This window comes from Enterococcus sp. DIV1368b (genome assembly GCF_050529595.1).
GTDB classification, from domain to species: Bacteria; Bacillota; Bacilli; order Lactobacillales; family Enterococcaceae; genus Enterococcus_B; species Enterococcus_B mundtii.
In genome coordinates, this window is sequence record NZ_CP172883.1 from 163,103 (window position 1) to 187,005 (window position 23,903).

23 protein-coding genes are annotated in these 23,903 nt (G+C 39.7%); 19 read left to right on the top strand and 4 right to left on the bottom strand.

The genetic code is table 11. From position 1 onward, the window contains the following. Positions 1–46 precede the first annotated feature (46 nt). The 4 genes from IGJ19_RS00815 to IGJ19_RS00830 are packed head-to-tail and all read left to right on the top strand — an operon-like array spanning position 47 to position 3,221. The gene (locus IGJ19_RS00815) at positions 47–1,576 is read left to right on the top strand and encodes a helix-turn-helix domain-containing protein (protein WP_074800044.1); all 1,530 of its coding nucleotides are present in this window, start codon (positions 47–49) and stop codon (positions 1,574–1,576) included. After that, the gene (locus IGJ19_RS00820; protein WP_010734410.1) at positions 1,566–1,787 is read left to right on the top strand and encodes a DUF2829 domain-containing protein; all 222 of its coding nucleotides are present in this window, start codon (positions 1,566–1,568) and stop codon (positions 1,785–1,787) included. Before IGJ19_RS00815 ends, IGJ19_RS00820 begins: the two co-directional genes overlap by 11 nt. Beyond that, positions 1,784–2,545, top strand: a complete 762-nt coding sequence (locus IGJ19_RS00825) for a 3-oxoacyl-ACP reductase (RefSeq protein WP_019723414.1) — start codon at positions 1,784–1,786, stop codon at positions 2,543–2,545. Before IGJ19_RS00820 ends, IGJ19_RS00825 begins: the two co-directional genes overlap by 4 nt. A 28-nt stretch (positions 2,546–2,573) precedes the next feature. Further along, a complete protein-coding gene (locus IGJ19_RS00830; protein WP_074800047.1) occupies positions 2,574–3,221 on the top strand; it encodes a DUF998 domain-containing protein in 648 nt (215 codons plus the stop codon). A gap of 118 nt (positions 3,222–3,339) precedes the next feature. Here the strand turns inward: IGJ19_RS00830 and IGJ19_RS00835 are convergent, their stop codons facing one another. After that, positions 3,340–3,882 carry a biotin transporter BioY gene (locus IGJ19_RS00835; RefSeq protein ID WP_430604294.1) on the bottom strand — a complete coding sequence of 181 codons (543 nt, stop codon included), beginning with the start codon at positions 3,880–3,882 and terminating at the stop codon, positions 3,340–3,342. A gap of 1,236 nt (positions 3,883–5,118) precedes the next feature. Further along, on the bottom strand, positions 5,119–5,730 hold the full coding sequence (gene rpsD / locus IGJ19_RS00840) for a 30S ribosomal protein S4 (RefSeq protein WP_010734406.1): 612 nt from the start codon (positions 5,728–5,730) through the stop codon (positions 5,119–5,121). Positions 5,731–6,053: 323 nt separating this feature from the next. Between rpsD and IGJ19_RS00845 the strand changes: the two genes are divergently transcribed. The 9 genes from IGJ19_RS00845 (at position 6,054) to IGJ19_RS00885 (ending at position 16,374) form a co-directional block, all read left to right on the top strand. Further along, complete coding sequence (locus IGJ19_RS00845) at positions 6,054–6,851, top strand: formate/nitrite transporter family protein (RefSeq protein ID WP_010734405.1); 798 nt, start codon at positions 6,054–6,056, stop codon at positions 6,849–6,851. 33 nt (positions 6,852–6,884) lie between these two features. After that, positions 6,885–7,517, top strand: coding sequence for a DNA alkylation repair protein (locus IGJ19_RS00850; protein WP_430604295.1), 633 nt, complete (start codon positions 6,885–6,887; stop codon positions 7,515–7,517). Between the two features lie 14 nt (positions 7,518–7,531). Then, positions 7,532–8,305, top strand: coding sequence for an HAD family hydrolase (locus IGJ19_RS00855; RefSeq protein ID WP_071866085.1), 774 nt, complete (start codon positions 7,532–7,534; stop codon positions 8,303–8,305). A 439-nt stretch (positions 8,306–8,744) separates the two neighbouring features. Continuing rightward, positions 8,745–9,542, top strand: a complete 798-nt coding sequence (locus IGJ19_RS00860; protein ID WP_023518925.1) for a TIGR00282 family metallophosphoesterase — start codon at positions 8,745–8,747, stop codon at positions 9,540–9,542. A 15-nt stretch (positions 9,543–9,557) separates the two neighbouring features. Then, the gene (locus IGJ19_RS00865) at positions 9,558–9,932 is read left to right on the top strand and encodes a YlbF family regulator (RefSeq protein WP_071866086.1); all 375 of its coding nucleotides are present in this window, start codon (positions 9,558–9,560) and stop codon (positions 9,930–9,932) included. Positions 9,933–9,945: 13 nt separating this feature from the next. After that, on the top strand, positions 9,946–12,534 hold the full coding sequence (gene mutS, locus IGJ19_RS00870) for a DNA mismatch repair protein MutS (protein WP_373865789.1): 2,589 nt from the start codon (positions 9,946–9,948) through the stop codon (positions 12,532–12,534). Between the two features lie 17 nt (positions 12,535–12,551). Continuing rightward, positions 12,552–14,660 carry a DNA mismatch repair endonuclease MutL gene (mutL, locus tag IGJ19_RS00875; RefSeq protein ID WP_430604296.1) on the top strand — a complete coding sequence of 703 codons (2,109 nt, stop codon included), beginning with the start codon at positions 12,552–12,554 and terminating at the stop codon, positions 14,658–14,660. A 28-nt stretch (positions 14,661–14,688) separates the two neighbouring features. Next, positions 14,689–15,255, top strand: coding sequence for a Maf family protein (locus IGJ19_RS00880; protein WP_430604297.1), 567 nt, complete (start codon positions 14,689–14,691; stop codon positions 15,253–15,255). A gap of 174 nt (positions 15,256–15,429) precedes the next feature. Continuing rightward, positions 15,430–16,374: a tocopherol cyclase family protein gene (locus IGJ19_RS00885; protein WP_086335319.1), complete on the top strand. Its 945-nt coding sequence runs from the start codon at positions 15,430–15,432 to the stop codon at positions 16,372–16,374. Positions 16,375–16,497: 123 nt separating this feature from the next. Here IGJ19_RS00885 and msrB read toward each other — a convergent pair whose 3' ends face one another. Continuing rightward, a complete protein-coding gene (gene msrB / locus IGJ19_RS00890; protein WP_430604298.1) occupies positions 16,498–16,944 on the bottom strand; it encodes a peptide-methionine (R)-S-oxide reductase MsrB in 447 nt (148 codons plus the stop codon). A 389-nt stretch (positions 16,945–17,333) separates the two neighbouring features. Then, positions 17,334–18,047, bottom strand: a complete 714-nt coding sequence (gene treR / locus IGJ19_RS00895; protein ID WP_142433578.1) for a trehalose operon repressor — start codon at positions 18,045–18,047, stop codon at positions 17,334–17,336. Positions 18,048–18,279: 232 nt separating this feature from the next. On the opposite strand from treR, the gene treP reads away from it, so the two are divergent. The 6 genes from treP (at position 18,280) to IGJ19_RS00925 (ending at position 23,702) form a co-directional block, all read left to right on the top strand. After that, the gene (gene treP, locus IGJ19_RS00900; RefSeq protein ID WP_430604299.1) at positions 18,280–20,259 is read left to right on the top strand and encodes a PTS system trehalose-specific EIIBC component; all 1,980 of its coding nucleotides are present in this window, start codon (positions 18,280–18,282) and stop codon (positions 20,257–20,259) included. A gap of 151 nt (positions 20,260–20,410) precedes the next feature. Further along, the gene (gene ruvA / locus IGJ19_RS00905) at positions 20,411–21,013 is read left to right on the top strand and encodes a Holliday junction branch migration protein RuvA (RefSeq protein ID WP_430604300.1); all 603 of its coding nucleotides are present in this window, start codon (positions 20,411–20,413) and stop codon (positions 21,011–21,013) included. A 12-nt stretch (positions 21,014–21,025) separates the two neighbouring features. After that, positions 21,026–22,027, top strand: a complete 1,002-nt coding sequence (gene ruvB, locus IGJ19_RS00910) for a Holliday junction branch migration DNA helicase RuvB (RefSeq protein ID WP_071866094.1) — start codon at positions 21,026–21,028, stop codon at positions 22,025–22,027. Positions 22,028–22,075: 48 nt separating this feature from the next. Continuing rightward, positions 22,076–22,678, top strand: coding sequence for a TetR/AcrR family transcriptional regulator (locus tag IGJ19_RS00915; protein WP_192923821.1), 603 nt, complete (start codon positions 22,076–22,078; stop codon positions 22,676–22,678). A gap of 47 nt (positions 22,679–22,725) precedes the next feature. Beyond that, entirely contained in the window at positions 22,726–23,196 is a 471-nt protein-coding gene (locus tag IGJ19_RS00920) for a low molecular weight protein-tyrosine-phosphatase (RefSeq protein ID WP_071866096.1), read from the top strand. Positions 23,197–23,327: 131 nt separating this feature from the next. Further along, on the top strand, positions 23,328–23,702 hold the full coding sequence (locus IGJ19_RS00925; RefSeq protein WP_019724219.1) for a hypothetical protein: 375 nt from the start codon (positions 23,328–23,330) through the stop codon (positions 23,700–23,702). Positions 23,703–23,903: the final 201 nt, after the last annotated feature.

Below are 23,903 nucleotides of genomic sequence, written 5' to 3' on the forward strand. Positions count from 1 at the left end.
GATTATATGCTACAATGAGGAAAATAGTCGATAAGGGGTGAAGTCGTTGTATTTGTCTTCTGAGTACTTAAAACGTTTTGACAAAGACTTATATTACAAAGTGCTCTTACTCGAAAGCTTTGAGGATCAGGTAGGGCACACAGCGGCACAACTTGCACAAAAGGTTCAACTAGACGCACGAAGTGTAACCAGATATTTAGTTGAATTGATCAAAAATTATCAATTATTCAGTGGAAAAGAGCAATCTTTATTCACGAAGAATCATCGATCGGGTTATCATTTTTATGATTCTCTTGATTCGATTGAACGTGAACGCTTTTTGATTTACCTCGTGCAAAGTACGCTTAAATACCAGCTATTGCACGACATTTTTTTTGAAGAATTTCATACGCTGTATCAATTCTCACAAAAGCATTATATCAGTGAGTCAACTGCTCATCGGAAAATCAATGATTGGAAAGAACAATTTTCGAGGTATGGTATCCAACTCAAAAGAGGAAGCTATATTGCGTGTGGGGAAGAAGAAATCATTCGATTATACCTACATATGACTTTTTGGCAGTTATTTCGTGGTAAAGTTTGGCCCTTCGAAACTATTCCACAACAGGACGTCAAACAAATTGCGGACCAGATTTTACAGTTTTTTGATGTTCGGTTGAATGAGATCAAGAAACGGCGATTAGAGTATATGTTAGGTGCATTTTTCTTACGTAAATCCCAAAAACATTTTGTGGTTTTAAATAATAAAAAACGACAGTTGATTGAAAAAAATCCACTCTTTGAAGCATTTAGTCAGTGGATGGCGCCTTTTTTTCCAAACTATTTCCAAGGGAAAGAAGAATTAGGTGCACTATTTCTAGTGCTGATGACCAGAGAAGAATATTATCAATCGTCAGGAATCCGTCAGCAGATTTTTGCTTTTCACCGAAAACAACAAACCGCTCCTTTTATAGCTCTATTAGAAATGAAGAATGCGTTAGCAGCATACTGTGAAGAAAAGCAGTTGACCGAGGAATCATTCACCAAAGAAGCAGAGAACTATTTGCTAAGTAGTCATCTGTTCGCGTACTTGTTTCCTCATGCGAAGGAAATGGTTGATGGGGAAGGTAGCAATTTTTCTAGACACTTCCTTAGTGAAAATGAGTCATTGAAACAATGGTTGCTGAATTTTTTCAATCGTGCAACACAACGTGCAGACGAGTGGGTCTATGAGAATGCGACTTTCTTGATGCGAAGGTATCTAACCGTGTTAAAAACGATGCGTGTTTTTGATCGACAATTACCAAAAGTCACTATTTTACTGATGACGGACTTTCCTCTTTTTGAAGAAGAATTACTAAAAGAAAACCTAAGGCACTTTTTCAGAGAGGAGTATCAGTTGTACTTTTTACCAGCGGATTATCGAGGAAGAGAGGTCGATCTATTACTATCCACAAGCAAGATCCATCGCAAACCTTGGGCGGATCTAGACTATTTCATCGTTACAGATGAACTTGAACTCTCGGATTATATCCGTTTATTTGATAAAATTAAAGAAATCCAAATAAAGAAAGAGAGAAAAAATCATGACATTTGAAGAAGTATTGCCACAGTTAAAAACAGGTGCAAAGGTTATTAGAAAAGGTTGGAGTGGATTTGAATTATATGTTGTTCTAGTATCCGATGATGAATTTGATGGTTGTCCAGTAACGCCTTATTTTCTGATCAAAACGAGCGACGAAGGATTTTCTAGCTTTGCGCCAACCGTTTGCGATATTCTAGCAGAAGATTGGATGATCGTTGAATGACGAATCATTATCCGGACTTAGCGAATCAAGTCGTCTTTGTGACAGGTGCCGCTCAAGGAATCGGTGCTGCACAAGCAGAAGCTTTTTTAAATCAAGGAGCGAAAGTATTTGGTGTGGATCTGAAATTAGGTAAGATGGAAGAACTAGCCATACAATATCCTACGCATTTTATCTCATTTCTCGGTGATATTTCACAAAAAGAAGTGATTGAACAAGCAGTCACTACGTGTCATGAAAAAGTCGGCGATATTTCAATCTTATTGAATACCGCAGGGATTCTTGATGGCTACAAGCCTTTATTAGACACAGACGAAACACTTTGGGATCGGATCTATGAGGTCAACGTAAAAAGTCTCTTTCGATTAACAAAACAAGTGTTGCCTGATATGCTCGAAAAGCAAACGGGAACGATCATCAATATGGCCTCCATTGCAGGTATGGTGGCTGGCGGTGGTGGGATCGCGTATACGAGTGCCAAACATGCAATCATTGGATTTACGAAACAGTTAGCGCTTGATTATGCTGCGCAAGGAATACGTGTAAAAGCCATCGCACCAGGCGCCATCCAAACACCGATGAATGCAGCTGATTTTGCAGGTGACGGAGAGATGGCCAAATGGGTCGCAGAAGAAACGCCTGTTAAGCGTTGGGCACAGCCGGAAGAAGTAGCAGAATTGACGTTATTTCTTGCGACGCCTCAAGCGAGTTATATCCATGGAGCAATCGTTCCAATCGATGGTGGATGGTTGCTTAAATAGCTGAAAGAAGAATAAGTGGGGGAAACGTATGAAAGTGATCGATTGGTTGATGCCTCTTGGAATGGTTAGTGTAGTTGCTTATTTTGTACATGTGTTTCTTGGGCAATACCTTTGGGAATCATATGATCCAATCACGACAGACATCAGTTCTTTAACCGCCGTTGGTGCGCCAAATGCGAATTTATTGAATATGATCCTGCTTATCTATGGTATAGGCTTTTTACTGTTTGTCATTGGAATGGTCGTGACCGCCTTTGAAAAGTATCATGGGATGACTCGGATCGGTTATCTGATTTTTCTTGTGATGGCAAGCACTACAGTGGTAGGCTATAAACTATTTCCATTGACAGGCGATAAGGCGGATATGAATTTCCAAAATACGATGCATATTGTTGTGACGATCATTGTCGTATTTACTACTATATCGTCTTTATTCCTTATTGGATTTGGTTATCTTAAACAAGAAAAACTACGTACGTTAGGAAAAATATGTATTGCAACCGCCATATTGATCACTTTCTTTGGCGCATTGAATCCAATTGGAATGGCACAAGGATGGAACATTTTAGGGTTGACGGAGCGAATGGTGATCTTCCCACTGCAAGCCTTTGTTTTCTTTCTGTCCTTCATCTATACGACGAATAATAAGTTGATAGTGAAAAATGAAATGGTATAACTAGATGATTATAGAAGTGTCTGGCTATGAGAATAAGCGATATCCGCCAAAAAATAGTTGCTCTATTTGGCGGATATCGCTTATTTTTAAAGTTTTTCTTTTTTATCCTATTAATTTTTTAAACTAATTTTTGAATGTTGAACCGTAATCTTTTTCTTAAAGTAGTGCCAACATAAGCCGCTCCCGTACTTTTGAGCAACTCTGGCAACAAGAATGGGACGAATCCGCTCAATAGCGCAGTTTGAACGGACAAATGACTACTAAATGATAACCAAAGCGTACCTACAACTAAAGCAAGAAGAGAGCCGAATAGATTGGCACACCAAGCGTGGAAAAAGCGAGAATTGGTCTTCTCAATCCACCAACCAATGACGAAAGACTGAAGAATAAAACCAAAAAGGTAGCCGCCTGATGGTCCGAATAAGATGCCCATTCCCCCAGTCATGCCAGAAAAGACGGGTAGTCCGATCAATCCTAATAAGAGATACATACAAACAGCGAGAGTACCAGCACGTTTCCCAAGAAATGTGGCGGTCAAGCCAATCGCAAAAGTCTGGCCAGTAAGAGGAACCAAACCTAATGGGATAGTAAATTGTGAGAGGACTGCAATGATTGCTGTAAATTCGGCAACGAGTATAAGTTCTTTTAATGATTTTGTCATCCGTTCTCCTTTTGTCAACCTTTTTTATTTTTGTGGTTAACGAAATTATAGAGGAAGAGAAAATAAATGTAAAGTCTCTTTATGATATATTTTGAAAACGCACATAAGAAGTAAGAGTACAAAAATATTTCCAAATGTGAGAAAAAGTATGAATAGCAAGTGTTTTGATACGTGATATAATTTTTATATAACATAATCAACTATATTTTGGCACATAGAAAAATGAGGATGATCATTCATGATCTTTCTACAGATAGGTGCCCAACCTAGTCAATGAACTGGTTTGTTGGTTGAAACGGCCAGTGAACATTCATCGATTTGCCATGGGTAACTAAAAGCTGTTTGACGAATGAATGTGCCAATAATCAGCAACTGTGAAAGTGACAAGTTAACATGTCTATCCACCATTGATAAAGGGAGAAACTAAGCAGTTGCTTGCTTAAAGGACACATTTCATTGGAAAAGCAATGATGCGAGACAGTTTATGAAATTTGAAGCATCACACTGTAGAGGACATGTTCTTTTCCTCGTCTAAACCAAGTGGGAAGTGGCAGTTAAAAGCTGTATCTTCAGAGAACGATTGAGAACATCAAAAACTTAGCTGTTTTATCACCCAAGTAGCGAATACAAATTGATTTCTCTTGCTATTGTTCGAGTCATGGATACAACTGAACCTGCTAAAGCCAACATAAAAAGATAGCACTCGACTCAACGGAATACGTACGTTGTTTTGAGGTCTATCTTTTTATGTGTGTCCGAGCGAAGAAAAGACACGGGGACATTATTTCTTATTACTTGGAGCTAATCAGCTTTTTCACAACCTCGATAAACGGTGTTCAAAAAGCTGACCTTCAACATTAAGCCAAAAAATCAAAAAATATGAACAGCTATTTTCTGATTTTCTATCTTACTGCTCAGGCCAAAACGCTTTTTTCGCAACCTCGATAAACGGTGTTCAAAAGCCAACTCCTACGATAATAAGGCAATACCTGAAAAAATATAGAGAACTATTTTCTCAGGTATTGCCTTATTACTTGGAGCTACCCGTCTTTTTCACAAACTTGATAAACGGTGTTCAAAAAGCAACACTTCGGACATAAGCCAAAAAAATCAAAAATGAAACAGCCATTTTCGATTTTTTTGGCTTATGCCTTAGTGCTGAGCGCTTCTTTCACAACCTAAAAAAACCAGCTATCCAAAGGATAGCCGGTTTTTTTTGTACCAAAGTTTTTTGAATTATAGGCTTTGGTTGTAGTATTCAACGACAAGTGCTTCGTCGATTTCTGGGTACAATTCGTCACGTTCTGGTAAACGAGTCAATGAACCTTCTAATTTTTCAGCGTCAAAGCTTACGAATGCTGGACGTCCAACAGTTGCTTCAACTGCTTCTTTTACAGTTGAGATGTTTTGTGATTTTTCACGAACTGAAATCACTTGACCAACTGCAACGTGGTATGAAGGGATATCAACACGTTTGCCATCAACCATGATATGACCATGGTTAACTAATTGACGTGCTTGACGACGAGTAGTTGCAAGACCTAAACGATAAACAACATTGTCTAAACGTTGTTCTAGTAAGATCATGAAGTTAACCCCGTGTTTACCTTCTTTGATTTTGCTTGCTTTAACGAACAAGTTACGGAATTGACGTTCGTTCATACCGTACATATGACGTAATTTTTGTTTTTCAGTTAATTGCATACCGTATTCTGATTGTTTGCCACGGCTGTTTGGTCCATGTTGACCTGGAGCGTAAGGGCGACGTGCTAATTCTTTTCCTGTGCCAGATAATGAAATACCTAGGCGACGAGAAATTTTCCATGATGGTCCTGTATAACGAGACATTAAAATTTCCTCCAATAGATAACTATATTTTTTGGAGTAAAATAATCCGTTAAAAAATTCATAATCGTATAGTTTGTTCTTCAATCTTCACCTTTGCAGCCGCGGTTACGCAATTGAACCCGAAGCGGGGCAACAAACTAGGGACGAGTTATTATTTTTCTGCTGCATTATTTTACACGAACTACAGTATAAGCGATATGACCTATCAATGTCAAGAGAATAAGTAGCAAAAAAGCTTTACAAACCCCAGTTCTGTCTATAGAATAAGAGGGTATATGCCAAAAGCATGAAAATAATTGAACAAATCTTAAAGGAGAAAAGAGATGAACCCAGTATCACCGTTGTTTGAAAAGATTGAGGCATCAATCGAAAAGAAAGTTGATTTGATCGGAAATAGTTACGCCCGTTATGCCGTGCGTGCTTTATTAGCCAGTTTGTTCTTGACACTTGGAACTGCTGTTGCTTTTTCGATTGCAATCAAAGGTGAGCATATTGCTCATGGATTTGGAAAGATACTTTATGCGTTTATGTTTAGTTGGTCGTTAGTCATGATTTTATACATGAATGCTGAACTTGGTACCTCAAATATGCTTTATATGTCGGTCGGGGTCCAACGTAAGCGGTTAAAATTAGGTCTAGCTGCAAAAATTCTGTTTACTTGTATTTTATTTAACTTGATTGGTGGGGTATTATTTGGCTTTTTAATTTCTTTGACGACACCATTCCAAGATCTGCCGATGGATAATTATATGTTAGAGTCGATTGCAGTCAAATTGACGAAACCGACAACAACCATTTTGGTGGAAGCAATGTTTGCCAACATTGTAGTAAATACAGCGGTATTGATTAGTATGCGAATGAAAGATGATGCAGGGAAAGTCTTAGCGATTGTTTTCATTATTTTCATTTTTGCTTTTTTAGGCTATGAACACGTTATTGCCAACTTCCCGGCATTTACATTAGCTTATTTTGTTTCAGGTGGGCAGATGGATGCCATGACTGTTGGTAATGTGATCCACAATCTTTCCTTTGCGTTGATTGGGAATTACGTTGGTGGTGGTTTAGTCATTGGTTTAGGTTATGCATGGTTGAATCAATCAAAATCATCCTATGTTGACTAGTTCGTTCCTTTAAAAATCGAAGGAGGCCATCCCTTGGAGACAATTGTTTTTCCGAATAATAAAGAAAAAGCTCAGCAGATGGAAGCTTACATGAAGCATCATTTCCGATTTGCAGGAGTTCCTAAGCCAGAAAGAGCGTTACTACAAAAGGCTCTTTTAAAAGAAAGCCAGGAGATACCTATTTCAGACTTACTTTTATTAGTAAAAGATTATTATATGCAGGAAGAACGGGAGTATCAGTATTTAGCGATCGATTTAGTCCAAAAGAACGTCAAGCGTCTTTCTTTTGATAACTTAGTATGGTTACTTGAGCTTGTCTCACAGAAGGAATGGTGGGACAGTATTGATTCTTGGCAAAAAGTCTACAGCACGTGGGGAAAACTTCACCAAGAAGTTGATGTGGTTTTCAAATTATTTGAAGGTCAAGAAGACTTTTGGTTAAGACGAATTGCGATCACCCTGCAACTAGGGTTCAAAGAAGAGACAGATGTCGCTCTACTCGAACGAGCGATTGACGCAGATCGTTCAACAAAGGAATTTTTTATTCAAAAGGCTATTGGTTGGGCGTTGCGGGACTATAGCAAAACAAATCCACTTTGGGTAAAAGAACAATTGACAAAAGAATTAAGCAAGCTTGCAACGAGAGAAGCAAGTAAGTATTTATAGAGAGGCGAGATAGAATGACACGCAAATTAATTGCTTTTGATATCGACGGCACGTTGTTAGATTCCAACAAACAGGCATTGGACAGTACAAGGGAAGCCTTGGAAAAACTGCGTAAAGATGGACATTTAGTGACGATTGCTACAGGGCGTAGTCGCTTTCACGCACAAGAAGTTATCCGTGATCTAGCATTTAGCAATTATATTCTATGTAACGGTGCAGCCGGATTTTTGGATCATGAACAAGTCTATAAAAATTTGCTGGATCAAGAACAATTACACCAATTTATTCAAGAAGCGCAAGAAAAGGATATTGATACAGCATTTGTTAGTTTAGATTCAATCAAACGCTTTTCATCTAATCGTATCGATATGATGGAAGATGCGATGCATTCATTTGGTGCACATTTACCAGAATTGGACGAATACTTTGTTGAAAAACAGGATGTCTATCAAGCATTAGCTTTCTTTGACCATTCCTATGATCAACAATTCAGCGCTTATGATCGTATTCGGTTTGTGCGTTGGCACGAAAATAGTGTCGATGTGGTGCCACACGATGGTTCAAAAGCGGTAACGATCATGAACCTAGCCAATCGAGTAGGGATTGCGCCAGAAGACGTCATCAGTTTTGGTGACGGACAAAATGATCGCGAAATGCTTCGCATGTCTGGTATTGGGGTGGCAATGGGGAATGCCGTACCAGAAGTTCAAGCGGAAGCAAAAATGGTGACAGATACGAATGATCAAGATGGTATTTGGAAGGCTTTGAAAGAATTAGCTTTGATTTAAATTGCAAAGTTCATACAACAATAATTTTAGTTAAAAAGAGGGCATGCAACAGGATTTTTCTGATTGAATGTCCTCTCTTTTTTGAGTTTTGTATGATATATAAACGATATGTTATCATATTATCAGATAGTTACTATCATACTTCTTTAAAATAGGAGGTGATATCATGGGAGACATCATCGTAAACGTCGTTTTGGTTTTGAAATTGCTGTTTTGGTTCATGACCTTCATAGGTATAGCACTGTCTATTGTTTACTTAGTAAAAAAATAAATTTTGATCAATTTACATAGTGAGAGATAAGAATAGAAAAAGCTGTTGCTAGCAAGTTCCAAATTGCCTTTCTGATTATTCTAGAAAACAGCTTCTATTACAACCTCTTTCCTTTCTTTACTAAAACACTTATAATATAAGATACGTTAGAAGAGAAGAGGAAATCGTGTGCGGGTATTGTTTATTGGTGATGTAGTAGGTGCGATGGGTAGAGAAATGATCACAGAATATCTCCCTCGCTTGAAGAAAAAATATCGTCCACAAATGACGATCGTGAATGGTGAGAATGCGGCTTCAGGTCGTGGGATCACAGAGAAAATCTATAAGAAGTTTCTGCAAGATGGCGTAGATGTCGTGACGATGGGGAATCATACGTGGGACAATCGTGATATTTTTGAATTTATCGATGACGCGAAAAAAATGGTTCGTCCAGCAAATTTTCCAGAAGGTACGCCAGGGCAAGGAATCGTTTTTGTCAAAGTCAATCAATTGGAACTGGCAGTCATCAATATGCAAGCTCGTTCATTTATGGTTGATTTAGATGATCCATTTCGTAAAATGACCGAGTTAGTCGAAGAAGCTCGGAAAAGAACACCGATCATTTTTGTTGATTTTCATGGAGAAACGACGAGTGAAAAACAAGCAATGGGCTGGTTTTTAGATGGAAAAGTGTCTGCTGTAGTCGGTACACACACGCACGTTCAAACGAACGATGCGCGAATCTTGCCACAAGGAACGGCATATTTGACGGATGTTGGTATGACGGGTCCATATGATGGGATTTTAGGGATGCGTCGTGAACCAGTCATTGAAAAATTTTTAACGGCTTTACCAAAGCGTTTTGAAGTGGTGGAACAAGGTCGTGGGCTTTTAAGTGGTTGTATCTTGGACATCGACGACCAGACAGGACAAGCAAAAGATATCCAATTGATCCAAATCAACGATGACCGCCCTTACAGAGAATAGAAAGCGAGAGGGAATGTGCAGGACAAAACGACGATCCAATTAGAAGTCGACCAATTGGCGACTCTTTTAAAGAAGAATGAAACGATCACACGTTATCAAGAATTGGAACATAAAGTGAAACATAGTCGTTACTTGAATCAACAAACAGAAGCATTGAAGCAAGCGCAAAAAGATGCAGTACAATATGCGCATTATGGACAAAAAGAAGCAGAAAAAGAAGCAATCAAACGGATCGAAGTCCTGACACAATCTATCGACGACTATCCTTTAGTGATTGCTTACCGCCGTCAACTGGTGGAGGCAAATGAGTTATTGCAACACTTGACTCAAATGATCCAAAATGAAATCAATGAGTATATAGAGGAGGAGCATAATGCCTCAAAAAACTAAGAACACTCCAATGATGGAACAATATCTAAGCATCAAGGCACAATACCAAGATGCTTTTTTGTTCTATCGTCTCGGAGATTTTTATGAATTATTTTACGAAGATGCTGTCAAAGCAGCACAAATCTTAGAACTGACATTAACTAGTCGAAATCGTAATGCGGATGATCCAATCCCGATGTGTGGGGTACCGCATCATTCTGCACAAGGATATATCGACAGTCTGATCGAAAAAGGCTACAAAGTAGCGATTTGTGAACAAGTCGAAGATCCAAAGACGACTAAAGGAATGGTCAAACGAGAAGTCGTGCAATTAGTGACTCCTGGAACAGTGATGGATAGTAAAGGATTATCAGCCAAAGACAACAACTTTCTGACGGCGGTGGTCAATCAAGGTTCCGCTTTTGGGTTTGCTTATGCCGATTTGAGTACAGGCGAATTAAAAACAGCCCGCTTACTTGACGAAGAAGCTGTCTTGAACGAAACCTCTGCGTTACAAACAAAAGAATTGATTCTAGGTACAGAGATCAGTGAAACGTTATATGAACAACTAAGCACAAGACTTGGCTTAGTCTTCTCAAAACAAGAAAGTGTAGAAGAAAATGCAGAATTCAATTTTCTAACGAGTGAGTTGACGGATGAATTAGAGAAGGAAGCGACTGGAAAGTTACTTACTTATTTAGCAGTCACCCAAAAAAGAAGTTTGGCACATATCCAAAAAGCGGTCGAATACCAACCAGATCATTTCTTGAAGATGGATTATTATTCTAAATTCAATTTAGAATTAAGCCAGTCGATCCGTACTGGAAAAAAACACGGCACACTTCTATGGTTATTAGATGAAACCAAAACAGCAATGGGAGGACGTTTGCTCAAACAATGGCTTGATCGTCCGCTGATCCAATCCCATCAGATCAATGCTCGGCAAGAAATGGTGGCATCGCTGATCAATAGTTATTTTGAACGTCTTGATTTACAGAGTGCGTTGACGAAAGTCTATGATTTAGAACGTTTAGCTGGACGTGTCGCATTTGGTAACGTCAATGGTCGAGATTTGATCCAGTTAAAAACATCATTGCAACAAGTACCGATGATTCGCGGGCTGATTGAAGGCATCGATCAAGGACAATGGTCAGAGTTATTAACAGATATGCAGCCAATGGATTCATTAGTTGAGTTGATCGAACAAGCGATCCAAGAAGATGCACCTTTACAAATCACTGAAGGAAACGTCATCAAAGACGGCTTCAATGAACAGCTAGACACCTATCGTTCTGCGATGAGAAACGGCAAACAGTGGTTAGCAGAATTAGAAGCGCGCGAACGCCAAAGTACAGGGATCAAAAATTTAAAAGTTGGGTTTAATCGAGTGTTTGGTTACTATATTGAAATCACGAAAGCGAATTTGATGAATGCCGAACTGGAAAAATATGAACGTAAACAAACGTTAGCCAATGCAGAACGATTTATCACTCCTGAATTAAAAGAATTAGAAACACAGATTCTAGAAGCGGAAGAAAAATCAGTCGATCTAGAATACCAACTCTTTTTAGCTGTTAGAGAAGAAGTGAAAAAAGCAATCCAGCCATTGCAAACTTTAGCAAAATCATTGAGTACTGTAGACGTCTTACAAAGTTTTGCAACGATCAGTGAGCGTTATCAATATGTTCGTCCAGAATTGACGAACCAAAAGACACTAGTGATCGAAGAAGGACGTCATCCGGTTGTAGAAAAAGTGTTAGGGCATCAAGAATATATCCCAAATAGCGTGATCATGTCGGAAGAAGAAATGATCTTGTTGATCACTGGTCCTAATATGTCTGGTAAAAGTACGTATATGCGACAGTTAGCATTGACGGTATTGATGGCTCAGATGGGCTGTTTTGTTCCGGCGCAAAAAGCAGTGCTGCCGATTTTTGATCGGATCTTTACCCGAATCGGTGCAAGTGATGATTTGATTGCGGGGCAAAGTACCTTTATGGTGGAAATGATGGAAGCCAACCAAGCGTTGCGTCATGCGACGCCGAACAGTTTGATTTTATTTGATGAACTCGGTCGAGGAACAGCAACTTACGATGGAATGGCATTAGCACAAGCCATCATCGAGTACATTCATCAACACGTCAAAGCCAAGACGTTGTTTTCTACGCACTACCATGAGTTGACGGTGCTTGATACAGAATTGCCGCAACTGAAAAATGTTCATGTTGGCGCAGTCGAAAAAGATGGCGATGTGGTATTTTTACACAAGATGATGGACGGTCCGGCAGATAAAAGCTACGGGATACATGTAGCTAAAATCGCGGGTCTACCAGATGAATTATTGTCACGTGCCTCTGCGATCTTAGCCTTTTTAGAATCAGGAGAAACGACACACCATGTCTCTGCACTTGAAGCATCTGTCACGAAAAAAAGCGACTATCCTAAGTCACAAACCAACCAACCAAGCCATCAGGTCAATGAAGAGAGTCAACAACTATCTTTATTTGGTGAAGTAACGGAAGCTGAAACGCAAATCATTGCTGCATTGAAACAGTTGAACCTACTAGAAATGACGCCAATGGATGCGTTGAATAAATTGTACGAACTGCAAAAACAATTATAGGAAGAAGGTGCTGATCGATGGCGAAGATCCAAGAATTATCCGAACGCTTGGCCAATCAAATCGCCGCAGGAGAAGTCGTTGAACGACCCGCTTCTGTGGTGAAAGAACTTGTTGAAAATGCCATTGATGCCCATAGCTCTCAAATCGATATTCTCGTAGAAGAAGCCGGTTTACGAAAAATCCAAATCATCGATAACGGTGAAGGAATCTTAGCAGAAGACGTTGAAAATGCGTTCAAACGTCACGCAACGAGTAAAATCCATAACCGTGATGACTTGTTCCGCATTCGGACATTAGGGTTCCGAGGGGAAGCTCTTCCTAGTATTGCTTCTGTCTCTGAATTGACGATCGAGACAGCCAATCAAGATGAAACACAAGGGACCTATCTTGAATTAAAAGGTGGGGAAGTGTTGACACATCGTCCTGCTCCATTGAGACAAGGAACGAAAATCACAGTGAGCAATTTGTTTTTCAACACGCCTGCACGGTTAAAATACGTCAAGACATTACAAACGGAATTGGCGAATATAGGCGATATCGTCAATCGACTAGCGTTGAGCCATCCCGACATCGCCTTTCGCTTAGTCCATGATGGCAACAAGATGTTAGCAACAGCTGGTAACGGAGATTTGAAACAAACGATTGCCGGAATCTATGGTTTGGCGACAGCGAAAAAAATGTTGAAGGTTGAAGCAAAAGATCTAGATTTTGAAGTTTCTGGTTACATTTCTTTACCAGAAGTCACTCGTGCAAGTCGTAATTATCTTTCAACGATCATCAACGGTCGTTTTATCAAGAACTTTTCCTTGAACAAAGCAATCGTGGCAGGTTATGGTTCTAAACTGATGGTTGGTCGTTTTCCAATTGCTGTTTTAGAAGTCAAAATGGACCCGTTGCTTGTCGATGTGAATGTCCATCCAACGAAGCAAGAAGTTCGTCTATCGAAGGAAAAAGAATTGACTGAATTGATTGCACAAGCGATTCAACAAGCACTCAGTCAAGAAAATCTGATTCCTAGTGCAGCAGACAATTTACGTTTCAAAAAAAAAATCGCCGATCAACCTAAAACGGAACAAATCGAAATCGATCTTTCTTATGCGTTTGAGGAACCACCAAAGAAACCCCAAAGTTTAAATTTTGATCGCCAGACAGGTACATTTTACGTGGAAGAAAATCCACAAAAATCAGCCTATCCTGTTGATAAGTCTGTGGAAAATGTTGAAAACTCTTCTATTTTTTCTGAAGATACACTGAATTATCCAGAAAAAGAAGAAAAAACGGTGGATAACTCTGGTGAAAGTGTTGATAACTTTGTAGAAAAACCAGTGGATAACTTTCAGCAAAATCATTTATCCACTGTTGATAACTACTCAGTACAAGAAGAACGAACAGCATCAGTAGAAGAGAAAAGCATAGAGGAAGAACCAAGCTTTGAGCAAGAAGAAAGCAAGTTGCATCCCGAGTTTGATATGAGTCACGATAGCCGAATTTTGGAGAAAGCAATCAGTAAAGTCGAGCAGGAAGTACCAACACAACGTTTCCCACATCTTGAATATTTTGGACAAATGCATGGGACCTATCTATTTGCCCAAAGCAATGAAGGCTTATACATCATTGATCAACATGCTGCGCAAGAGCGGATCAAATATGAATATTTCCGTGAAAAAATCGGCGATGTTTCAGATGATTTGCAAGAATTACTCGTTCCTTTTGTTTTAGACTATCCTAATAGTGATGCAATCAAGCTAAAAGAGAAGAAAGAACTATTAGAAGAGGCAGGCATTTATCTGGAAGAATTTGGTCAGAATAGTTTTATCGTAAGAGCGCATCCGACATGGTATCCAAGTGGGGAAGAAGAATCGATCATTCAAGGGATGATCGACATGTTATTGACAACTGGTGAAGTGAGTGTGAAGAAATTCAGAGAAGCCACAGCAATCATGATGAGCTGTAAACGCTCGATCAAAGCGAATCACTACTTGAACGAAGCACAAGCGAGGGTCTTATTAAAAGACTTAGCAAAATGTGAGAATCCGTTCAACTGTCCTCATGGTCGTCCGGTATTGATCCACTTTACGAATTCAGACATGGAACGAATGTTTAAACGAATCCAAGATCCGCATTGATCCGCGAGATTCGGAAAGGAAGTTTTTGATGAAAATAGTATTGGCTTCACAGTCGCCTAGAAGAAAAGAATTGCTCGGAAGATTAGTGCCAGCATTTTCGATCCAACCGGCAGATATCGATGAAACGCCTAAGCCAAATGAGGACCCGCTTGCATACGTCCAACGCATGGCAGCAGAAAAAGCGGAGGCTGTGCAAAAAGAAAGCGAAGAAACGTTAGTTATTGCTAGTGATACTACCGTAGTTCTAGGAAACGAAATCCTTGGCAAACCAGAGGATGATGATGAGGCAAAACGGATGTTACGCAAATTCAGTGGTACGACACACGACGTCTACACAGCCGTCGTAATAACTGATGGGACTCAAGAAGAGTGCATCCTTTCCCATGCATCAGTCACTTTTTATGAATTGACCGATGAAGAGATTGAGCGCTATCTAGCAACTGGCGATCATCGTGATAAAGCTGGGGCGTACGGCATTCAAAGTTACGCAGGGGCTTTCGTAGAGTCGATTTCTGGCGATTACTATAGTATTGTCGGCTTTCCGATCGGCGCAGTCAATCAGGCGTTGAAAAAATGGCCAGATCTTTTGTCCTAAAATCGCGGACATCTGTATCTAGGTGAATAAAATCAAAAACACATGATCCGAGTAGCAAGAAACGGATCATGTGTTTTTTCTAATTATATTAGTTCATGACCTGGATTCAAGCGTATCGGCTAGAAGCTATAAAAAAACATGGTAAACTTAATTTATCTGAAGGGAGTGGACGAGGTGATTACAACGGATAAGTTTTATCATGGTGAAACGAAAAAAGCGCCGTTCTTTGAAGGTTGGTATTTTAAGCATCAAATCGGCGATGAAGTCTACGCATTTATTCCGGGGTACTCCATTGGAGAACAAGGCGAAAAGTGCCCGTTTATCCAAGTGATCAATCATGAGTCCTCGGAAGTCTTTCATTTTGATCGTGAAGTCTTCATGGCAAGCGAAGATCGTTTGTTTGTGAAAATCGGTGAAAATACATTTAGCGAGGAAGGAATCACACTAGCTTTACGTAGCCCCTCGTTGACGATCGAAGGAACGATTTCTTACGGAGAGTTTACTCCGTTAAAAAGGAGTCGCTATGCCCCGAGTATCATGGGACCTTTCTCTTATTTATCTTTTATGGAATGCTACCACGGAATTTTAAGCATGAAGCATTCGTTAAAAGGATCGTTGAGTTGGAACGGTCAATTGATTGATTTTACAAATGGAATAGGGTATTTAGAAAAGGATTGGGGAAGTTCATTTCCCGCAACCTATTTATGGGTCCAATGCAACCAGTTTACTGGTTCAGATGCTCGTTTTTTCTTTTCCGCAGCTGAGATCCCGTTTTTAGGTTTCCGTTTTTTAGGAATCATTTCGGTTTTACAAGTCGGTGAAGAAGAATATCGCTTATCCACCTATGATGGAGCCAAAATTTCGGAGATTTTCCGTGAAGAGGACCATCTGATCATTCGAATACAGCAAAAAAATATTGAACTAGAAATACAAGTGTTAGCAAAAGAAGGGCATGCGTTGATGGCGCCACAACAAGGTCAAATGAGTCGGATCATCCGTGAAAAAGCGAGTACAGAGATGACCTTGATTGTCCGAGAAAACAAGCAAGAGATCTTTCATCAAAAGGGGAAGGCTGCTGGGTTTGAAGAAGTGGGCAATCTCCAAGGGCATGAGTATTAAGAATCTTGATCATATAAAAGTTCTGTCGCACCTTCAAAAATAAGCCTGAACCTCCAGAAATTAAAACAATTTTCGGAGGTTCAGGCTTATTTTTCGTAGCGATGTGATTTGATCACATTCGACTTATTCGACAATTGATTTATATTCACTGTAACCAGCAGCATCCATTTCTTCATAAGGGATAAACTTCAATGCAGCAGAGTTGATGCAATAGCGTAAGCCACCTTTATCTGCGGGTCCATCATTAAAAACATGTCCAAGATGGGAGTCGGCTTCATTACTTCTTACTTCGACTCGGTGCATCCCATGAGAAAAATCCGCTTTTTCTTTGACGTCTTTTCTGCTGATGGGTTGGCTGAAAGCTGGCCAGCCACAGCCTGCATCATATTTCTCTGCAGAACTGAAAAGCGGTTCGCCGCTAACGATATCGACATAGATCCCTTTTTCATAAAAGTCGTCGTATTCTCCAGTAAATGGACGTTCTGTCGCATTTTTTTGTGTCACTGCATAAGAAATCGGAGATAATGTTTCTTTTAAGTCCTCTTTGTTTGTGTCGGTTGGTTTACTCATTGATACTGCCCCCTTTGTCTCCTAATCATACTGCCATCTGAAATAGAAGCAAACAATCTGCTTTAAGTAGGGAGGATAGCCTAGCGATTTAGCGGAAATTTAACGAACAGGTTTTACTTGCTACCTAATTACGTCGAGCTACTGGGGTTTCTTACAACCTTGATAAACGGTGTTCAAGAAGCAACACTTCGGTCACAAGCCAAAAAAATCAAAAATGAAACAGCCATTTTTGATTTTTCTGTCTTCTGCCTTAGTGCTAACCGCTTCTTTCACAACCTAGATAAACGGTGTTCGAAAGCCAACTCCTTCAATAATAAGTCAAAAATCGAAAAAATATGAAGAGCTATTTTCTCAATTTTCGTCTTACTATTCGGAGCTGAACGGCTTTCTCACAACCTTCTTCTTCGTGCAAATTCCACGAACCGGAATTTGTCGAGGCGGTGGATTGATTCGGTGTATTCGAAGCATTCGGTATTCTCTAAATAGACGAGTCCGCGAACAATTACGACGTAAGGATCGTCGTGGAGGTCCATTGATTCTGAAATACTATCATCGATCGGTTCGACGGTGATTTCTTTTTGGGCATAGGCAATGGAGAGATCTAGCTCATTTTCAAAGTATTCATAAATCGAATTCGCTGCTTGTTCCTTGGTCAAAGTAGGAATGGTTTCTTTTAACAAATAGTCTCGATCTAAAATGACGACTTCGCCATTGATTTTCCGTTGGCGGACTAAATGCCAGACAGGTGTATTGACTGGCCAGCCAGTTACTTTGTGTAATTCGTTGTCGACTACTGTTTCTTGAAGTGTTTGCACGATCGTTTCACTAGGGATATGTTGGTTTTCTTGAAGCTCTTTATAGCTTGTCAATCCAGCAATAGGAAAATCAAAGCGGTTACGGTCTAAAACGATCGATCCTTTTCCTTGTTTCTTTTGGATATATCCTTCTGTTGTCAATAGATTAAGTGCTTTACGAATTGTTTCCCGTGAAACACCATAGATTTTGATCAATTGATTTTCACTAGGTAGTAAAGTATGAGGAGGATACTCTTTGTCTAAGATTTTCTTTTCTAAGTCTAAAAAAATTTCATTGAATTTGTTCATCGTTCCTCTCCTTTGGGCAATCGTTCGTTCTTCGCTTATAAACTATACTACAGCTATATGTAGATTTCAAACTGGACTTGGATAGAAGATAGATGTTTCTACGACAAGGATAATAACGATTACAAATTATTTATCTTTTTGGCATAAAACGCTTGCAATCTGCTAAGAAAAACATTATAGTGTGAGTACAAAGTAACTTGTATAAACAAGTCAAATGAAAGGGGTTTATGTTATGGGGAAATATCAAGCAGATGCCGAGAAGCTGTTAAAAGGAGTCGGCGGGAAAGAAAATATCTCTGCGGTTAGCCATTGTGCGACACGAATGCGCTTTGTTTTAAATGATCCTGCAAAAGCAAATGAAGCTGAGATCGAAGAGATTGACAGTGTGAAAGGAATGTTTACCAATGCTGGTCAATTCCAAGTAATCATCGGGAACGATGTCTCAACATTTTATAACGACTTTGTTGCGGTATCAGGAGTTGAAGGCGTTTCAAAAGAACAAAGTAAAGCTGCTGCGAAACAGAATCTTAATCCATTGCAACGAGCAATTGCAGTTCTAGCTGAAATCTTCACACCATTGATTCCAGCAATCATTGTTGGGGGATTGATTTTAGGGTTCCGTAACGTGTTGGAAGGCATTCAGTTCGAGAGTTTAGGTGGAACGATTGCAGAAAGTTCGACATTCTGGAATGGAGTTAATTCATTCTTATGGCTACCTGGGGAAGCGATTTTCCATTTCCTACCTGTAGGGATCACTTGGAGTATTGCAAAGAAAATGGGAACGACACAGATTTTAGGAATTGTTTTAGGGATTACTTTGGTTTCACCGCAATTATTAAATGCCTATAGTGTCGCCTCAACTGCCGCTGCAGATATCCCATTTTGGGACTTTGGCTTTGCACAAGTACAAATGATTGGTTACCAAGCGCAAGTCATTCCAGCGATGCTTGCCGGGTTCTTACTTGCTTATTTAGAGATTTTCTTCCGTAAGTATATCCCACAATCGATCTCAATGATTTTTGTCCCACTGTTCTCACTATTACCAACAGTTATCGCTGCTAATGTAGTGTTAGGTCCAGTCGGTTGGGCAATTGGTAACTGGATTTCATCAATCGTGAATACTGGATTGACTTCATCAATCAGTTGGTTATTCAGTGCGTTATTTGGTTTCTTGTATGCCCCACTGGTTATTACGGGATTACATCATATGACAAATGCAATCGATATGCAGTTGATTGCTGACTTTGGTTCAACCAATTTATGGCCAATGATCGCATTGTCAAATATTGCGCAAGGATCTGCCGTACTTGCAATCATCTTCTTGCATCGCGGCAATAAAAAAGAAGAACAAGTTTCTATTCCAGCGATGATTTCTTGTTATCTAGGAGTAACGGAACCAGCTATGTTTGGGATCAACTTGAAATATGTGTATCCATTTGTAGCTGCAATGATCGGTTCTGGTGTGGCAGGGATGTTTGCGAACTTGATGGATGTTCGAGCAAATGCGATTGGTGTAGGTGGCTTGCCAGGAATCTTAGCGATCCAAGCACAAACGTGGTTACCATTCACGATTGCAATGATCATCGCAATCATCGTACCATTTGGTTTAACTGTAGTGTTTAGACGTAAAGGGATCTTGAACAAATTAGATCCAGTCAATCCAGAAGAAGTAAGTGTTTTACAAACTGCGGAAGGCGTATCTATTCCTACACAAAACTTTGAAGCCGCAGGAACAACTGCTGTAGCCACTGCCAATGAAGATTTATTCGCCGTTGCAGACGGACAAATTAAAGCAATTACAGAAGTGAATGATCCAGTTTTCTCACAAAAAATGATGGGTGAAGGCTATGCGATCATTCCTGACAATCAAAAAATCTATTCGCCAGTAAATGGTAAAGTAACTAGTGTATTTGAAACAAAACATGCAATCGGTATTCTGAGTGAAGCCGGTGTGGAAGTTCTTGTTCATATGGGACTTGATACTGTTGAATTAAAAGGTGCACCGTTCAATGTTCTTGTGAAAGAGGGCGATCAGGTCTCGCCAACTACGCAACTCGCAGAGATGGATCTCAGTGCCGTTGAACAAGCAGGTAAACAAACAGATGTCTTAGTTGTTCTAACGAATACGGACAAAGTGGCTGATTTCTCATTAAGTAAATCAGGCCAAGTACAACATGAAGAAATGATTGGTCAAGCCTCTATCAATCGCTAATACACAGAGAAAATATGCTACGAGTTTGGGTCTTTATCAAAGACCTAAGCTCGTAGTTCTGTTTTTGGGAACACTTTTTTTAAATCGCAAAGTATGCTACAATGGATAGAAATATGGGAACGTATGTGTGCGAAAGAAAGAGGAAATTTCAATGTATGAATATCTAAGAGGCATGGTGACTTTTATCAGTCCGTATTATATCGTTATAGAAACGCAAGGGGTGGGCTATCAAATTGCGTTAGGTAACCCTTATCGCTATAGTAGTAAGTTAGATAAAGAAGTAAAAATCTATGTTCATCAAGTCATTCGTGAAGATGCCCATTTACTATATGGGTTTGATTCACTCGAAGAGAAACAATTGTTTTTACGATTAGTCAGTGTTTCAGGGATCGGACCGAAAAGTGCATTAGCGATCATGGCGAGTGATGATCATTCCGGCTTGATCCAAGCGGTGGAAACTGGCGATGTCACTTACTTGACGAAGTTCCCAGGTGTAGGTAAAAAAACAGCACAACAAATGATCTTGGATCTAAAAGGCAAGTTTGGCGAGTTGAGTATCGATACGCCATTTTCTTTATTTGATGAAGCAACGGTGCAAGATGCAAGTGCCTTGTCAGAGGCAATGGAAGCTTTAGCCGCTCTCGGCTACAGTGAGCGTGAAATCAAACGAGTAGAGAAACAACTAAAAGAAATCGACAATCAGACAACGGATGAGTATCTAAGGCAAGCATTGAAATTGATGATGAAAAAGTAAGGAGGATTCTTGATGACAGATGAATATCTTCTCTCACCAGAACCCGGTGAGAATGAATTGAGTTTAGAAAAATCTTTACGCCCTCAATTGCTTGCGCAATATATCGGTCAACATAAAGTAAAACAAGAATTGAGTATCTACATCGAAGCGGCACGTAATCGTGAAGAACCGCTAGATCACGTCTTGTTATACGGTCCTCCAGGTTTGGGGAAAACAACGATGGCTATGGTCATTGCAAATGAGATGCAAGTTAATATCCGTACGACAAGTGGACCAGCCATCGAGCGACCAGGAGATCTGGTAGCAATTTTGAATGAACTAGAAGCAGGGGATGTCTTGTTTATTGATGAGATCCATCGCTTACCTCGCGTGGCAGAAGAAATGCTTTATTCGGCGATGGAAGATTTCTATGTAGATATCATGGTAGGGCAAGGGCCGACCGCTCACCCCGTTCATTTTCCGTTACCACCTTTCACGTTGATCGGTGCAACGACTCGAGCAGGGATGCTGTCTGCACCTTTACGTGACCGTTTTGGAATCATTGCGCACATGGAATACTATGAAGAAGAAGATTTAAGAGAAATCGTTTTACGATCTGCCGATATTTTTCAAACGGAGATCATCACCGATGGGGCTTTAGAAATCGCACGACGTTCTCGTGGTACTCCGCGGATCGCCAATCGTCTATTGAAACGAGTGCGTGACTTTGCCCAAGTACAAGGAGATGGCAAGATCGATCAGTTGATTGCTGACCGCGCATTGACACTCTTACAGGTCGATCAAGCGGGATTGGATTATGTCGATCAGAAATTGCTACGTACGATGATCGAACTGTATGGTGGGGGCCCAGTAGGTCTAAGCACATTATCCGTTAATATTGGAGAAGAGCGAGAAACAGTCGAAGATATGTATGAACCTTTTTTGATCCAAAAAGGCTTTTTGAAACGGACTCCTCGTGGTCGGATCGCTACCGCCTATGCGTATGAACACTTTGGCTATGACTACCAAGTGTGAACACTCTTTTCTATTGAAAGAGCAAATAGTAGAATATTGATTGAAGAGATGGGAGGGATCATTGTGGGAGAGGCGTCACATACGAAACAAATGATCAAAAAAGTCTTAGTGTCGCTTTGCGAAACACAGCCTTTTCGTAAAATCAGTGTGCAACAGATCGCACAAGAAGCAGGCATCAACCGACAAACATTTTATTATCATTTCACCGATAAGTATGATTTATTGCGTTGGGTGTACTATGAAGATTCGTTACATTACCTAAAAACAGAATCACTTTCTCTCGACAATTGGGAAGAGCAAGCCTTGCTGATGTTAAAAGCCATTGCCGAAAATAAACAGTTCTATTCAAGTACCGTTAGTTCAGAACAGGAGATTCTGCAAAAGCAATTTTCTGCGTTGATCCAACCCTCATTTATTAAAATCTTTGAGCAAATGGATGAAGAAAAACAACTAACTTCCAAAGATAAATTATTTTATGCTCGTTTTTTCTCTTATGGCTGTAGTGGAGTCTTAGTCAATTGGATCACACAAGGTTATACAGAAACACCCTTAGAAGTTGCAATGCAGTTCTTTCGTTTAGCCAAAGATACTGAATTGTATTCGTATCGGTTGTACGCATTGGAAGAAGAACAGGAAATAAAAGACGAATGATCTTTTTTCATTGATTCCAAAATAGGAATACAAAAGGAGAGAATGCTATGACGAAAGTATTATTTGTTTGTTTAGGAAACATTTGTCGTTCACCTATGGCAGAAGGGTTATTAAAAAAGAAAGTAGCAGAACAGGATTTGATGGATTCCTTCGTCATTGATTCAGCTGCAACAAGTACCTATGAGGTAGGTAGTGCTCCTCATCCAGGGACACAAGCGATTTTGGCAAAAGAACATGTTGATACGCGAGAAATGATTGCTCGCCAAATACGTCAAGAAGACTTCCAAAAATTTGATTGGATCATCGGTATGGATCAGTCAAATGTGGCTGACTTAAAGCAAATTGCGCCGATTGAAGCGCAAGAGAAAATCCAACTATTTTTGAGTCCAGTCATTGGCAAAAAAGTACAAAATGTACCTGATCCATATTACACGAATAACTTTGAAGAAACCTATCGATTGATCAATGAAGGCTTAGAAAAATGGCTTGAATTATGGATGAAAAACGACTTAAAATAACGCATGTATTGTTTGGTGGTTTTAGGTAAAAGTTGGTATAAAATAAACTATATTCTTGTTTTTTTAAGAAAAATTGGATAAAATAGGAGTAATTAAGTAACATATTCTTGGCTAGGGGAGGGGTACATTCAATGGATGAAGAAACAGTATCACCAATGAAGAAACTGACAAAGTTAGTGACTAATACTTCGTTTCAACTTTTTGATTCATTTGTGAATGACACAGAAGAAAAAGCTGAGAATGTACGGTTACAAGGGGAGTTCATTCTTGAACTCCAAAAAGCTGCAGCTCAGAATAGTTTAGTGATTCTACAAGTGCGCGAGAATCCACTAAGCAATAAGTACGAAACCTTTTCCGGTTGGGTGGCAACGAAAACAGTTGAACATGACCGAGTGATGATTCGCTTGCAAAATCAAGAGCAACAAATCCGAATCGTCCCAATTGAACAAATCGAAAAAATCACTAGTCTTTCACCTACGGGAGACCAAGAGCGATTATCTAAATAAGAATAAAAGCTATGAAAAAGTAGATTGCTTTTTCATAGCTTTTTTATATGTTTTTCTTACTAGAGAGAGAGGATCTAAAGATTCTCAAAGAACTTGATGTGTGGTATATGTATAAATAAAAAAAGGACCTGCTAGCCGGGGAGCTAGCAGGAAAGGAGTTAAAAATGAAAAAGTGTTGTTAGGGTTGTTTGTTGGTATACT

What these genes read in the sequence shown, in the direction of transcription:
- IGJ19_RS00820 (WP_010734410.1), top strand. Translation starts at nt 1,566, where the DNA reads ATGACATTTGAAGAAGTATTGCCACAGTTAAAAACAGGTGCAAAGGTT.
- IGJ19_RS00825 (WP_019723414.1), top strand. Translation starts at nt 1,784, where the DNA reads ATGACGAATCATTATCCGGACTTAGCGAATCAAGTCGTCTTTGTGACA.
- IGJ19_RS00830 (WP_074800047.1), top strand. Translation starts at nt 2,574, where the DNA reads ATGAAAGTGATCGATTGGTTGATGCCTCTTGGAATGGTTAGTGTAGTT.
- IGJ19_RS00835 (WP_430604294.1), bottom strand. Translation starts at nt 3,882, where the DNA reads ATGACAAAATCATTAAAAGAACTTATACTCGTTGCCGAATTTACAGCA.
- rpsD (WP_010734406.1), bottom strand. Translation starts at nt 5,730, where the DNA reads ATGTCTCGTTATACAGGACCATCATGGAAAATTTCTCGTCGCCTAGGT.
- IGJ19_RS00845 (WP_010734405.1), top strand. Translation starts at nt 6,054, where the DNA reads ATGAACCCAGTATCACCGTTGTTTGAAAAGATTGAGGCATCAATCGAA.
- IGJ19_RS00855 (WP_071866085.1), top strand. Translation starts at nt 7,532, where the DNA reads ATGACACGCAAATTAATTGCTTTTGATATCGACGGCACGTTGTTAGAT.
- mutS (WP_373865789.1), top strand. Translation starts at nt 9,946, where the DNA reads ATGGAACAATATCTAAGCATCAAGGCACAATACCAAGATGCTTTTTTG.
- mutL (WP_430604296.1), top strand. Translation starts at nt 12,552, where the DNA reads ATGGCGAAGATCCAAGAATTATCCGAACGCTTGGCCAATCAAATCGCC.
- IGJ19_RS00880 (WP_430604297.1), top strand. Translation starts at nt 14,689, where the DNA reads ATGAAAATAGTATTGGCTTCACAGTCGCCTAGAAGAAAAGAATTGCTC.
- msrB (WP_430604298.1), bottom strand. Translation starts at nt 16,944, where the DNA reads ATGAGTAAACCAACCGACACAAACAAAGAGGACTTAAAAGAAACATTA.
- treR (WP_142433578.1), bottom strand. Translation starts at nt 18,047, where the DNA reads ATGAACAAATTCAATGAAATTTTTTTAGACTTAGAAAAGAAAATCTTA.
- treP (WP_430604299.1), top strand. Translation starts at nt 18,280, where the DNA reads ATGGGGAAATATCAAGCAGATGCCGAGAAGCTGTTAAAAGGAGTCGGC.
- ruvA (WP_430604300.1), top strand. Translation starts at nt 20,411, where the DNA reads ATGTATGAATATCTAAGAGGCATGGTGACTTTTATCAGTCCGTATTAT.
- ruvB (WP_071866094.1), top strand. Translation starts at nt 21,026, where the DNA reads ATGACAGATGAATATCTTCTCTCACCAGAACCCGGTGAGAATGAATTG.
- IGJ19_RS00915 (WP_192923821.1), top strand. Translation starts at nt 22,076, where the DNA reads ATGGGAGGGATCATTGTGGGAGAGGCGTCACATACGAAACAAATGATC.
- IGJ19_RS00920 (WP_071866096.1), top strand. Translation starts at nt 22,726, where the DNA reads ATGACGAAAGTATTATTTGTTTGTTTAGGAAACATTTGTCGTTCACCT.
- IGJ19_RS00925 (WP_019724219.1), top strand. Translation starts at nt 23,328, where the DNA reads ATGGATGAAGAAACAGTATCACCAATGAAGAAACTGACAAAGTTAGTG.